Raw genomic sequence first — 13,920 nt, 5'->3', positions numbered from 1 at the left:
GTCAGGATAACTGGCTTAAGGATGAGCTAGCTATTATCGACGGTGAATGCCATAACCTCTTGTAAGGAATCTGCCTTTAAGGCCAGCATCACCAAACGGTCAATACCCAATGCGACGCCTGAGCTATCGGGCATCCCCTCGCTTAATGCTGCCAACAACCGTTCGTCTATAGGTTGTTCTGGTAGCCCCATTAGCTGACGGCGTCGGTTGTCAGCGAGGAAGCGTCGACGCTGCTCGTCGCTATTGGTCAATTCACGAAACCCGTTCGCCAGCTCAATCCCCTTGAAATACACTTCGAAACGCTCTGCTACGCGATGATCTTCGGTGCTAATCTCAGCCAAAGCGGCCTGTGATGCCGGAAAGTGATAGACAAACGCAGGTCTATTTTCTTGGCCAATCTGTGTTTCGACACCCAGCATAAACAAGAGCTGTAGCAGGGTATCGCGGTCTTCTTCACGAGCCGCGAGGTCACCGACACCTAGCTTCTCAGCGCAGTGTACTAGTTGCTCTTGATCTGCAGTGAGTGGATCGACGCCTAAATAGCGTTGAAATGCCTGTTGATAGGAAAGAGTTTCCGCACTATCACACTCTAAAATCTGCTGCAGAAAGTCATCTACCTCATTCATTAAGCGGTACATATCGTAATGTGGGCGATACCATTCGAGCATCGTAAATTCTGGATTATGATGGCGCCCAGCTTCTTCATTCCTAAAACAGCGGCCCATTTGATAAATGGGTCCACTACCCGCGGTCAGTAAGCGCTTCATATGGTACTCAGGACTGGTCATCAACCACAGATCCCGCCCCTGCGCTGCACCTGGCCCTACAAAGCGCGTCGAAAAAGGTACCAGATGTATATCTGTCACCGTCGCTTGGCTCATAGCGGGGGTTTCAACTTCCAAGACTCCACGATCAGCAAAGAAACGCCGAATATCGGCTAGTACGTTTGCACGCTTGAGCAGATTAGCAATGGGCGCACTCGGCTGCCAATGGTCCGCTTCGTTCATTAAAATGTCCTTTCAAAAATAGTGTGCGGAGGAATTATATCCGCGAGGTAGGTATTGACTCATTGAAAAGCTGAGCGGAGTCGCTAACTATTAACTGGCAACATGAGAGATAGCATGACCCAAGCTTGATACATCTTCGCCCATCCCCCGAAACGTGTTACACGCAGTGAGCGATGTGCTAAACAGGAATAAAACGGCCATTTTTACTATTAATGATTTCATAGCGCTTTACCTATTAAAAAAACGCGCCATGCAGGCGCGCTTACTCTTACTTAACGCGCGAAACGTATTCGCCTGAACGCGTATCCACACGGACAACTTCGCCGATTTGGACAAATAATGGAACCTTAACCACTGCACCAGTTGTTAGTTTAGCTGGCTTACCACCCGTTCCTGCGGTGTCGCCTTTTAGACCTGGATCGGTTTCAACGATTTCAGCTTCAATGAAATTTGGTGGAAGAATAGTAATCGGGTTACCATTCCATAAAGTAACGATACATTCAGCTTGGTCTTGTAGCCAGATGTCGCTCTCGCCGACAGCTTTAGCATCTGCAGCCAACTGCTCGAAAGTGTTGTTGTTCATGAAGTGCCAGAACTCACCATCGTTATAAAGGTAAGTGAGGGTCACATCAACAACATCAGCACCTTCAGCTGTGTCAGTCGATTTGAAGGTTTTCTCAATCAGTTTACCGGTTAACAGGCGACGCATTTTTACACGGGCGAAAGCTTGGCCTTTACCGGGTTTAACGAACTCACTTGCTTCGATAGCATAAGGTTCGTTGTCGAACATGATTTTAAGACCGTTACGAAAATCGTTGCTAGAATATGTTGCCATGAAGGCCCTCTATAAATAATCACTGGTATGAAGCCAAAAATGGCAAACATTGTAACCCTAAATACCCCTGCTAGAGAAGATTGGTTGCAGCAACTTGCAGACGTTGTGACAGAACCTGCTGAATTACTACAACTTTTAAATCTCGAACACCTTCCTGAACTACAGGCAGGTCATGATGCACGCCGCTTATTTGCGCTGCGTGTTCCCCGTGCATTCATTCGCCGCATGACACCAGGCGATCCTAACGATCCCCTATTGCGCCAAGTCATCACACAAGCCAGCGAGTTTACGTTAACGCCTGGCTATTCGACGGACCCATTAGACGAACAAGCCGCAGCGGTACCTGGGTTACTCCATAAATACGTTAACCGCGCGCTATTATTGGTAAAAGGTGGCTGTGCGGTAAACTGTCGATACTGCTTTCGCCGCCATTTCCCTTATCAAGATAACCAAGGTAATAAGCGAAATTGGCAAGTCGCGCTTGATTATATCCGTCAACACCCAGAATTAAATGAAATTATCTTCTCTGGCGGCGATCCTTTAATGGCTAAGGATCATGAATTGGATTATCTGATCGGCGAACTGGAAGCAATTCCACATATTCAACGCCTACGGATCCATTCGCGGTTACCGGTAGTCATCCCTGCTCGCGTAACCGACCTACTGTGCCAGCGCCTTGCGAGATCGAGGTTACAAGTGGTCATGGTCACGCATGTTAATCATGCACAAGAAATTGATGATGAGTTTGCTCAGGCCATGTCCAAACTCAGGACGGCCAATGTAACATTACTCAATCAGAGTGTTTTATTGCGTGATATCAACGACGATGCCGCTATTCTTGCTAGTCTGAGTAACCGCCTATTTGAGGTAGGAATTCTCCCGTACTACCTTCACGTTTTGGATAAAGTACAGGGTGCCGCACACTTTTATGTGTCCGATGAACAAGCACGTATCATCATGCATGGCTTATTGGGTAAAGTGTCTGGCTATCTGGTTCCCCGCCTCGCAAGGGAAATTGGTGGAGAACCGAGTAAAACGCCTTTGGACTTACAGCTCCGACAAGTTTAATTAAGGCGACTTAACTGTTAATCACTCAAGGAAAGGTTTCTATGAAAAAACGATTATCCGTACCGTTACTTTCGATTGCAGCAATCTTCTTCACGCAGCAGGCCTGTGCGGTACAGACTTGTGCCCAGAAAAAAGCAGCCTTAACTGAGCAGCTTAGCTACGCGCAACAGCACAATAATAGTCATCAAATTGCGGGATTGAAGAAGGCACTGGCAGAAGTCAGCGATCACTGTACGCCAGCAACTGTCCGCCAAGATGCCGAGCAAGATATTCAAAAGTTACAGCGAAAGCTAAAAGAGAAACAACAAGATTTACAGGAGAGCCAACACGATCTTCAGGACGCGACTGCGAACAATAATGCGGAGAAAGTGGCAAAATATCGGAAGAAAATTGCCGATAAAAATGCCGATATTGAGAAAATTACCGGTGAGTTACAACACAAGCAACAAGGTTTGAGCGAGCTGAAATAGAAGTTAAAAAGCGTATCAATGGGTTTTGATACGCTTACTCGCGTCCGTTAGGGGCAGTTATAGACTTGGCCTGACATCTTAGTTGCGACTGGCACGAAGCTTGAGACTAAACTTAGGCCTGGTGTACTCGCGTTATAGATAACATTCCCACCCATCTCAGCGGCACGGTTACGTAAATTATTCGCTGCGCCTCGTAATGAATTTCCGCCTTCAACTTGTTGACCAGAGAACCAGTTACTTTGCTCGCCACTCGCTGTGCCGATATAGTGACATTCTGCCCCAGGTTGTTGATCAACGAAACGTACGTGTTGCCCTGCTGAATTCAATTGATTACCCGCCGAACTACAGCCAGCGACCACAATCACGGCTAATAAAACTGGGATGACTGAAAGTAAACGCATTTTATTCCTCGTTATTATACGTAGTAGAGTATTTCTTGAAGCCTATAATGACTTAGCCACTCTTCAACCTACTCAAGCGCCGCTAGAATATCGGCAATTAAGGGTAAATTCCAGCAACGTAACGAAAAGTTACCGTGAAACAGTCTACTTCTTCCATTGCACAAGCGATTAAAATATAAGCATAGAAGAGATTAATAAAAGTGATAGCGGGAATAGGCCACAGTCTATACAAATAAAAAAACCCTAGCTTACGCTAGGGTTTTCGACTGGCTGACAGGTGTTTTAAAAATACCTGTTAGGTAGGCAGTGTGTATCAGTGACCGGAGTCACCTGTCGGGTAGCAGCAGCACATTACTGTGCCGCCGCCCCCTAAGAACCGTACGTGCAAGTTTCCCCGCATACGGCTCAAGCCTTTACAAGTCTTCGCTGATGCTCAGACCGGCAACTTTATAACTATTGGGCTACCCTTTTGGTGGGAAAGGATCGTTACCGTAAGTATTCCGTTCACGGATTTTCCCATCTTCACCATGGATGAAAACTTCACTTTTTTGATTCTTCGCTATTGTACGCGCAGCTTCGAAAGCATCCTGCTGCGTACGATGATGTGAAGTATCTTTAGCGTTCTTTTCACCACGTACAGCCCAACCGCCATCTCTTTTAACTACATGTTGATTTTTACCTGTCATGGGTCATCTCCTTACAGTTAAACGACACTGTATAAATTACCATCACATTAGTGCAAAGATCAATATATAGATCGTTGTAGAAGTAAAAAACACTATATGTAGTACCTAATCCACTGAATGATTGTGAATCAACCTGTGGCAGTTAGGGTGCAACATCATTAAATTATCGACTTCATCTCCGCCTCCATCTACTCGCCTGATAACATGATGGATATCCCAATCATCTTTATCTTTGAATAGCTGTCGACAAACCGAACATCGATGGCCTTGTCGCTCCCAAATAAATCTCAGTTTCCCGCGTTGCATTTTACCTTCTTTCCAGCGCTTAATAAGACGCTGTTCAAAGTACAACTCGTCCACTGGATTATATGGATTAGCTTCTGACCTAATTTTTATATGACGTTTAATCGGGATACCTTTACAAGATACGAGTCTCATTTGACCGTATTCTGCATCGATACTCTGAAATACCCAGTTCTCGCCTCCTACCGAATGAAAATACTTCTGTTTCACCCAATATTTGTTGCGATTACCGTGTCGGCGGCAAGACCAGCGCCAGAGTAATTTCCAAACGCGATAGTCTATATAGCTAAACGTCTCTTTGGCGACAATATGTCGATGATAGTTAGCCCAACCTCTAAGTACAGGATTGAGTTGCCTAATCAAATCAATTTGTCTTGATGCCGCATTACGTTTAACTATTTGCCGGACTTTCTGAAGATGATTATATAGCCCCTTAGCTGCAGGTTTTATAAGCATTTTTCCATGGTACTTACGTACATTTTGCCCCAGAAAATCAAACCCTTCTGAAATATGCGTGATCACCGTTTTTTCTGGTGACAATTGCAATCCTCTCTCAGCCATAAACGCTTCAACAAGAGGTTTAATTTCATCTTCAAGTAGCTCTCTAGAGATACCTGTGATGATGAAATCGTCTGCGTAGCGCACATAATTGACTTTGGTTTTATAGCTGGCCTTGGTGTTTTTCTTCCCAAATTGGGTTTCTAACAACGCCTCCAAACCATCCAATGCCATGTTTGCCAGTACTGGGGAGATAATGCCTCCCTGTGGTGTACCTGCCTCAGTTGGGTATAACCGACCGGATTCCATGAATCCCGCTTTAAGCCATTTACTAAGTACCTTTTTATCCAACGGTATGTTGGTTAGTAACCAGTCATGACTAATGTTATCAAAACACCCTTTTATATCGCCTTCCAAAACCCATTCAGCAGAGCTCTTACGACCGAGCGTTACAAAACACTGCTCTATCGCGTCTGCCGCTGAACGAGACGGACGAAAGCCATAGCTATTACGATCTGCCGTAGTTTCCGATACGGGATCTAGAGCTAAGAGGTATAACGCCTGCATAGCTCTATCTCTCATTGTCGGTATTCCTAGAGGACGGCGCTTACCATTGCTCTTCGGAATGTAAACTCGCCTTAACGGAGAGGGTTTATACCCTGTTCGTTTTAGCTGGGAGATAGTTTGCCACTTACTTTCGGGAGTGTTCCACAATTGTCGATCCACTCCGGCGGTCTTTCTGCCTCGGTTTTCGGTGACTCGTCTAACAGCCAATGCTTTAGCTGCAAACGAGCGCGTCAGCATCCTTTGTAGAGTTTTAACTCTACGCCAGCGCTTCAGCTCCGTTGCCTTTGCGATTCGTATCTGTAGCCCTCTGACTTGACGGTGTATTAAACGCCAGTTTATCTGGTGCCAATTTTCCGCTCTGCCGGAAAGCGCAGGTACTTTTATTAACGTACTCATCTTGCTACTCCCCTCTGTGCTTTTTATAGAAAGCCCCGAGCGAAAGCAGACGGACAGCCCCCTTACGGGAGATATCATCTACTCCCGTAGGGTAAGGTCGAGGTGGTTTATAAACCATCTTGACCAACTTTCTGTCACGTTAGATGTGCTTTACAGTACTGCACACAATTAAAGACCAGTTAGAAGTCTGCCCCGTTTCCGGTGGAGGAACCTTTAACCCCCTATCCATTCCATTACAGAATGGCATTCGCTTTTTCTAACCTCCTCTACCCACAGCTTCAACAGTTTGTCTTACGACTCACCTGCCACAGAGTGGCAAAGATATGGGCTTACCGAGTTCCATATTCATGACACGAATCACTTAGGTCCTGTCTATACACCGAAGGTCTATTGGTAACGTATTCCCAGATGTAAAAGGAATAACCGACCTTGTACCTTTTGGTCACAGCATATCAGTAGCTTTTGCTGCTTGCGGCTGACGGTGCTTACAACAGTTCACTTAACATTAACCCTATGAATCAGCCTAGCCTCTCATTTACCTACTACTGGTAAAATCCACTGTTTACCTCACGGTAAAACAGTACCCGAAAACGGGGAGTACATTGTCAGAGCGCTCTCACACCCCATCATTACTGATGACGCGCTGCTCCTAGGCTACTGTTAGTTACATAACAGGTCTGTCTCTGTACAAAGAAATACAGCCAAACAATCATGAATACAGCTTCACACCGGTAGGTGCTAGTGTAACTAATATTAATAAAAGACGATGTTTACCCCGCTGCATCACAAGCCCAAAAACTGCTTGCTTCAACGTGAATCACAATGGAACGTTACAATATTTATAAGTGTTTAATATATTTAAATAATTTAAAGATTTAAATAATTTATAGATTTGTAATATTTATGGGACTCTGACTTTATAAAGCCATATCCGGAATTTAAACTTCGCTGAGCGAAGCCGATGTTCCGGAGGCATTTAAAGTCCGGAACATCGGAACATTTATATATTTTGCTACATTTTGCGGGAAGGTAGTGAGCACAACCCAAGGTTAGTACTCACTATCGACGTAGCCCGCTAGGCTAGCTACCTACGCGACTCTCGTCGCACTACATCATGCCGCCCATTCCACCCATGCCGCCCATACCACCTGCAGCACCTAAATCGGCTTTATCTTCTTTTGGTGAATCCGTGATCATACACTCAGTCGTGATCATCAGACCGGCAACAGAAGAGGCGTACTGCAATGCAGAACGTGTAACTTTAGTTGGGTCCAGAATACCAAAGTCGATCATATTACCGTATTCTTCGGTCGCAGCGTTATAACCAAAGTTACCGTCGCCTTGTTTCACTTTATCAGCGATAACTGATGGCTCTTCACCGGCGTTAGCAACGATTTGACGTAATGGCGCTTCCATTGCACGCAATGCCACACGAATACCCACGTTTTGATCTTCGTTATCACCTGTCAGACCAGCGATTTTCGCTGCGACACGTACTAGAGCAACACCACCACCGGCAACAACACCTTCTTCCACTGCTGCACGGGTCGCGTGTAACGCATCTTCAACGCGTGCTTTCTTCTCTTTCATTTCAACTTCGGTCGCAGCACCGACTTTCAGAACGGCTACACCACCAGCAAGTTTCGCTACGCGTTCTTGCAGTTTTTCTTTGTCGTAATCTGAAGTCGCTTCTTCAATTTGTTGACGAATTTGCGTCACGCGACCTTTGATATTCGCTTCTTCACCGATACCATCGATAATGGTCGTTGTGTCTTTATTGATCACGACGCGTTTTGCTTGACCTAAGTCTTCTAACGCAGTTTTTTCTAGTTCCATGCCGATCTCTTCAGAGATCACTGAACCGCCAGTCAAGATTGCGATATCTTGTAGCATTGCTTTACGACGATCGCCGAAGCCAGGTGCTTTTACCGCGGCAACTTTCACGATGCCACGCATGGTGTTGACCACTAGAGTCGCTAACGCTTCGCCTTCAACGTCTTCAGCGATGATAAGCAGAGGTTTACCCGCTTTAGCCACTGCTTCTAACACTGGTAGTAGCTCACGGATGTTAGAGATTTTCTTATCTGCTAACAGAATGAAAGGTTGCTCTAATTCAATCGCACCTGTCTCTGGCTTATTGATGAAATAAGGAGAGAGGTAACCACGGTCAAATTGCATACCTTCGACTACATCTAACTCATCTTGCAGACCGGTGCCTTCTTCAACGGTGATAACGCCTTCTTTACCCACTTTTTCCATCGCTTGAGCGATCAGGGTTCCAACGCTGGTGTCAGAGTTTGCAGAGATAGTACCGACCTGAGCAACCGCTTTAGAATCAGAACAAGGGACAGACAGGGTCTTCAGTTGCTCGACTGCCGCGATAACTGCTTTATCGATACCACGTTTCAGATCCATTGGGTTCATACCCGCTGCGACCGCTTTTAGTCCTTCGTTAACGATAGACTGAGCTAGAACGGTAGCGGTAGTTGTACCGTCACCTGCAGCATCGTTAGCTTTAGACGCAACTTCTTTCACCATTTGCGCGCCCATGTTTTCAAACTTGTCTTCAAGTTCGATTTCACGTGCAACAGATACGCCATCTTTAGTGATGGTTGGAGAGCCGAAAGATTTGTCTAATACTACGTTACGGCCTTTAGGGCCTAGAGTCACTTTTACCGCGTCGGCAAGAATGTTTACGCCACGTAGCATTTTTACGCGTGCGTCGTTACCAAATTTTACGTCTTTAGCAGCCATTTTCTAATTCCCTTAAAATTTTATAGATGAATTATTTCGTGTAATTACGCTGTCACTACGGCAAGGATATCGTTCTCGGAGATGATAAGAACTTCTTCGTTATCGATCTTTTCTGTTTTCGCGCCGTAACCTTCGTTAAAAATCACAACATCACCAACTTTAACGTCTAGTGGTTTAATTTCACCATTTTCAAGAATGCGACCATTGCCCACAGCCAGTACTTCTGCACGGCTTGATTTGCCAGCTGCTGAACCAGTCAGAACGATACCGCCTGCTGATTTTGCTTCAACTTCTTTACGCTTAACAATTACACGGTCATGTAATGGACGAATGTTCATTTGATCGTTCTCCTATGAGATAACTAGTCACGCATTATTTAAGTTTGATGCCGTAATGGCTTCGTTACTCCAGAGGTAGGGACGATGGCAACCACTTTCAAGGGGGGGCTATGTATTTTTTTTTTGAAATTTTACCCGAATCGGCTAAGTGAGTAGGGCAAGGAGGTCGGACGCCGGAAGAAATAACACGCTAGCAAGGACTAGCGTGCAGAGGATAGTTAGTCAGGTTTATGGGTCGACGATGTTTCGTCGTGGCGTTCAAGGCGCTTGTCTTCCCGACGCTCAAATTCACCTTCCATTGTAAAGCCTCCCTCTTGCGCAGACGGCCCCTTTCCTCCCCAGACGCTGATAAAAGGCATCAGTTTATGAGTAAGCCGTTGCTGAACGACTGGCAACAACAATAAGGCCCCTAAGAAATCAGTGAAGAAACCGGGAAGAATTAGGAGAAACCCCGCCAAAAACAGCGAAAGGCCCCGGGTCATCTCTGGCGCCGGATTCTCATTTCGTACTAGCTTTTCCTGCATTAAACGGAAATTTTTTATACCTTGGTTTTTAACTAGGGATAACCCTATTGTAGAAGTAACAATTACTAATAATAGGGTTAAAAGTACCCCGAACACATGGGCGACTTCGATAAAGAGTGATATCTCAATCCACGCCAAGATAAATAGAGCAATAAATGGTAACCAACGCACGGTGGTCTCCTCAAATTCACAAATATTCGTCATACGACCGATTGATTAATGATGGGTATGTCTTACCGTTAATTCAAGGTATTTAGCGCGTAACCGTCAGGAAAAGGGAGACTTTTTTGTCAGTATTTGTCATTTCTCATCGGTAACGGCAGAGTAATGCTGCAAACAATTCGTTTTTACTATTGTTATATAACCGCACCTATTCATACACTAAGCACAATGATTCGGTAATCTCGATTACCGAGGGATTAAATGTAAAAAAAAAGTTACTATATAGTGATCTGTGTGGCTGATTTTTAGAAAAAACCGCCTATGATCGCGTCACGGTTCGCTGCACCTTGTAGCACCGCAAAATTATTACGGCAACATTACCGTCGACATGGAAAACGACGACCTATTATAAGAAGGCTCTCATGACCAAAAATATCCGTATCGAAGAAGACCTCCTCGGCATGCGCGAAGTTCCCGCTGATGCTTATTTTGGAATTCATACGTTACGTGCGATTGAAAATTTCTATATAAGCAGCAGCAAAATCAGTGACATTCCTGAATTTGTACGCGGCATGGTAATGGTGAAGAAGGCGGCTGCGCTGGCCAACCGTGACCTTAAAACGATCCCTCGCAGCATCGCAGAAGCTATAATCAAGGCCTGCGATGAAGTCCTCAATAACGGGACGTGCATTGACCAGTTCCCTGTTGACGTCTATCAAGGCGGCGCAGGCACATCCGTTAATATGAATACGAATGAGGTACTGGCTAATATCGGTCTTGAGCTAATGGGCTATCAGAAGGGTGAGTACCAGCACCTGAATCCCAACGACCACGTCAATATGTGTCAGTCGACCAATGATGCTTACCCTACCGGTTTTCGTATTGCGGTCTACCACTCACTGCTTAAGTTAATCGAGGCAATCACCAGCCTAAGCGACGGCTTTAATCGTAAGTCGCAGGAGTTTGCGCACATTCTAAAAATGGGGCGAACGCAGTTACAAGATGCGGTTCCGATGACGGTAGGCCAAGAGTTCAAAGCATTTAGCGTCTTATTAAAAGAAGAGACTAAAAGCATATTGCATACTGCACAGCTGTTGTTGGAGGTAAACCTAGGCGCGACGGCGATCGGTACGCGTTTAAATACGCCAGAAGGTTACCAGACGCTTGCAGTAAACTATCTTGCTCAAATTACGCAACTTCCCGTTGTCGCCGCTGAAGATCTCATCGAAGCCACCTCTGACTGCGGCGCTTATGTGATGGTACACTCCTCGCTAAAACGCTTAGCGGTTAAACTGTCCAAGATCTGTAACGATTTACGCTTGCTCTCTTCAGGCCCGCGCTCTGGTCTGAACGAGATCAACTTACCGCAGCTGCAAGCTGGCTCATCGATCATGCCGGCTAAGGTCAACCCTGTAGTACCTGAAGTCGTCAACCAAGTATGCTTTAAGGTCATCGGTAACGATACGACGGTGACGATGGCTGCGGAAGCCGGGCAGCTACAGCTTAATGTGATGGAACCTGTTATTGGTCAAGCGATGTTTGAATCGATTTCGATTCTCAGCAATGCCTGTTACAACTTGTTGGAAAAATGCGTCAACGGCATCACCGTTAACCAGGCGATCTGCGAGTCGTACGTCTTTAATTCGATCGGCATCGTCACCTACTTAAATCCGTACATTGGTCACCATAACGGCGATATCGTGGGTAAAATTTGTGCGGAAACGGGTAAAAGTGTTCGTGAGGTCGTGTTAGAAAGAGAGCTACTCACCGAGGCCGAGCTCGACGATATCTTCTCCGTCGAAAACCTGATGCATCCTGCCTACAAAGCGAAACTCTTCAACGAAGAGTCTTAATCGCCATCAGTATATAGTCCCATACAGCATTGCTGGCTTTTTCAGCAATGCTGATTTCATGTTATGCTGCCGCATCTGTTTTCTTACGCGACTTCGTCCATAATAATAGTGAATGGTGCTATGCGTTCAGGCCTTTTTTCCCGTATTTTTTTACTACTCATTACGTTATTGCCCTTTACCGCACAAGCGGATTTATTTGGGCAGAACCCAGCATTCGTTCCCGTTGATCAGGCTTTCGCCTTCGATTTCTCTCAACAAGGCAATACCGTCACACTCCATTGGCAAGTTAAGCCTGGCTACTATCTCTATCGGCAGAAAATAAGTATCGAGCCGCGTAATGCCGCGCTGAGCCAGTGGCAGCTCCCTCAGGGCCAGCCCCATCACGATGAATTTTTTGGGGATAGCGAGATCTATCCACAAACGATTAATCTGCCGTTAACCGTTACCCATACCCAAGAAAATCCAACTCTAGTTGTCTCCTATCAGGGCTGCGCAGCGGCCGGATTTTGTTATCCCCCTGAAACCAAAACTGTCCCTCTTAGTGCAGTAGTTGCGGGGTCTACCATCGCACCCGCAAGTCTATCCCCTGCTTCTTCATCAGATCACTTACCCTATACGCCACTCTGGGCACTGTTGATCGGCATCGGTGTAGCATTTACCCCCTGCGTACTACCGATGTACCCATTAATTTCGGGGATTATATTAGGTCGTCAGCAACGACTCTCCTTGTCACGTACCGCCCTACTGGCCTTCGTTTATGTACAGGGGATGGCAATCACTTATACCTTACTGGGTGTCGTTGTCGCTGCGGCAGGGATGCGCTTCCAAGCCGCGCTACAAAATCCGATCCTTCTCGTCGTGTTATCCGGCTTATTTATTTTATTAGCACTATCCATGTTTGGAGCTTTCAGCTTACAGCTGCCCGCATCGCTACAAACACGCTTGACGCTAATAAGTAATCGGCAACGTGGTGGGTCGGTGGCCGGAGTGCTTTGTATGGGGATACTCGCAGGCCTGATTTGCTCTCCCTGTACTACTGCCCCATTAAGCGCTATTTTGTTATATATCGCGCAGAGCGGTAAAGTGTTCGAAGGTGCGGGAACACTCTATCTCTATGCCTTGGGAATGGGATTACCCCTTGTTATCGTGACCCTTTTCGGCAATAAGCTCTTGCCACGAAGTGGCCCTTGGATGCAAACAGTCAAGGAAGGCTTCGGCTTCGTGATCCTCGCCCTTCCCGTTTTTTTGCTCGAACGCGTGGTTGGCGACCTGTGGGCCGAACGCCTTTGGTCACTGCTGGCGGTATCGCTGGCCGCATGGGCCTTTATTTTATCTATTAAAAGCGCAAAAACGTGGGCTCGCTGGTTTGGACTAGTGTGGCTCGTGCTCGCCCTAATTGCCGTACGCCCTCTACAAGAGATAGTCTCACCGACGATGGTGACTACTCCCCCCTCGACGCAACATTTTACCCCCATTACGACCCGGCAAGAGCTTGAACAAAAGCTTAGTACGACACAACAACCCGTAACGATGCTCGACCTCTATGCTGATTGGTGCGTTGCCTGTAAAGAGTTCGAAAAGTACACCTTTAGCGATCCAAGTGTTCAGCAGGCTATGGGTACCATGCAACGACTCCAAGCCAATGTCACTGATAATAATGCGCAAAATACTGAACTGCTCTCTTCGTTGAACGTGCTAGGGCTTCCTACGTTGATCTTCTTTGATGCACAAGGCAAAGAGATCCCGCATTCGCGTATTACAGGCTTTCTCGCGCCTAAAGACTTTATCAAACGCCTCCCCATCCCCACTAAAGGCTAATCAGCCGGGGGAGCTCCTTGCTTCCCCCTTTCGTCGCCACTTTAAACAGAGATCTTGCTCAAAAAACTCGCAAATTTGCGCTTGCAATTGTTAACAAATAGTTACACACACCTTCCGTACTGATACATTCGTTATCACTAATGCTTCCTAATTCAGCATGATGTTAGCGCATCACTTATTATAAGGTGATGATAAATAACTATAAATTATTGGGGTTCGATCCCTTATATAAAAATGGAA

13 protein-coding genes are annotated in these 13,920 nt (G+C 46.1%); 4 read left to right on the top strand and 9 right to left on the bottom strand.

Translation table 11 applies throughout. From position 1 onward, the window contains the following. Positions 1-26: 26 nt before the first annotated feature. From epmA to efp, 3 genes are all read right to left on the bottom strand, one after another. On the bottom strand, positions 27-1,007 hold the full coding sequence (gene epmA / locus HGT70_RS01395; protein ID WP_214194699.1) for an elongation factor P--(R)-beta-lysine ligase: 981 nt from the start codon (positions 1,005-1,007) through the stop codon (positions 27-29). Positions 1,008-1,097: 90 nt separating this feature from the next. Then, positions 1,098-1,208: an entericidin A/B family lipoprotein gene (locus HGT70_RS01390; protein WP_407073135.1), complete on the bottom strand. Its 111-nt coding sequence runs from the start codon at positions 1,206-1,208 to the stop codon at positions 1,098-1,100. Between the two features lie 67 nt (positions 1,209-1,275). After that, a complete protein-coding gene (gene efp / locus HGT70_RS01385; RefSeq protein WP_071433885.1) occupies positions 1,276-1,842 on the bottom strand; it encodes an elongation factor P in 567 nt (188 codons plus the stop codon). A 39-nt stretch (positions 1,843-1,881) separates the two neighbouring features. Between efp and epmB the strand changes: the two genes are divergently transcribed. After that, positions 1,882-2,910, top strand: coding sequence for an EF-P beta-lysylation protein EpmB (epmB, locus tag HGT70_RS01380; protein WP_071433882.1), 1,029 nt, complete (start codon positions 1,882-1,884; stop codon positions 2,908-2,910). A 41-nt stretch (positions 2,911-2,951) separates the two neighbouring features. Further along, positions 2,952-3,380 carry a DUF1090 domain-containing protein gene (locus HGT70_RS01375; RefSeq protein WP_071433880.1) on the top strand — a complete coding sequence of 143 codons (429 nt, stop codon included), beginning with the start codon at positions 2,952-2,954 and terminating at the stop codon, positions 3,378-3,380. Between the two features lie 47 nt (positions 3,381-3,427). Here the strand turns inward: HGT70_RS01375 and HGT70_RS01370 are convergent, their stop codons facing one another. The 6 genes from HGT70_RS01370 to HGT70_RS01345 form a co-directional block, all read right to left on the bottom strand. Beyond that, positions 3,428-3,781 carry a DUF4156 domain-containing protein gene (locus HGT70_RS01370; RefSeq protein WP_071433878.1) on the bottom strand — a complete coding sequence of 118 codons (354 nt, stop codon included), beginning with the start codon at positions 3,779-3,781 and terminating at the stop codon, positions 3,428-3,430. 461 nt (positions 3,782-4,242) lie between these two features. Continuing rightward, a complete protein-coding gene (locus HGT70_RS01365) occupies positions 4,243-4,467 on the bottom strand; it encodes a DUF2188 domain-containing protein (protein WP_214194698.1) in 225 nt (74 codons plus the stop codon). A 105-nt stretch (positions 4,468-4,572) separates the two neighbouring features. Beyond that, positions 4,573-6,231, bottom strand: a complete 1,659-nt coding sequence (gene ltrA, locus HGT70_RS01360) for a group II intron reverse transcriptase/maturase (protein WP_214194697.1) — start codon at positions 6,229-6,231, stop codon at positions 4,573-4,575. Positions 6,232-7,338: 1,107 nt separating this feature from the next. Continuing rightward, a complete protein-coding gene (groL, locus tag HGT70_RS01355; protein WP_071433876.1) occupies positions 7,339-8,985 on the bottom strand; it encodes a chaperonin GroEL in 1,647 nt (548 codons plus the stop codon). 44 nt (positions 8,986-9,029) lie between these two features. Beyond that, positions 9,030-9,323 carry a co-chaperone GroES gene (locus HGT70_RS01350; RefSeq protein ID WP_071433874.1) on the bottom strand — a complete coding sequence of 98 codons (294 nt, stop codon included), beginning with the start codon at positions 9,321-9,323 and terminating at the stop codon, positions 9,030-9,032. Between the two features lie 218 nt (positions 9,324-9,541). Beyond that, the gene (locus HGT70_RS01345; protein WP_241569874.1) at positions 9,542-10,018 is read right to left on the bottom strand and encodes an FxsA family protein; all 477 of its coding nucleotides are present in this window, start codon (positions 10,016-10,018) and stop codon (positions 9,542-9,544) included. A gap of 413 nt (positions 10,019-10,431) precedes the next feature. On the opposite strand from HGT70_RS01345, the gene aspA reads away from it, so the two are divergent. Further along, on the top strand, positions 10,432-11,862 hold the full coding sequence (aspA, locus tag HGT70_RS01340) for an aspartate ammonia-lyase (protein WP_071433870.1): 1,431 nt from the start codon (positions 10,432-10,434) through the stop codon (positions 11,860-11,862). 120 nt (positions 11,863-11,982) lie between these two features. Further along, positions 11,983-13,680, top strand: coding sequence for a protein-disulfide reductase DsbD (locus HGT70_RS01335; RefSeq protein WP_214194695.1), 1,698 nt, complete (start codon positions 11,983-11,985; stop codon positions 13,678-13,680). The last annotated feature ends 240 nt before the right edge of the window (positions 13,681-13,920 follow it).

Source organism: Rosenbergiella collisarenosi, from assembly GCF_018494085.1.
GTDB classification, from domain to species: Bacteria; Pseudomonadota; Gammaproteobacteria; order Enterobacterales; family Enterobacteriaceae; genus Rosenbergiella; species Rosenbergiella collisarenosi.
This window is presented reverse-complemented; position numbering and strand designations above follow the sequence as displayed.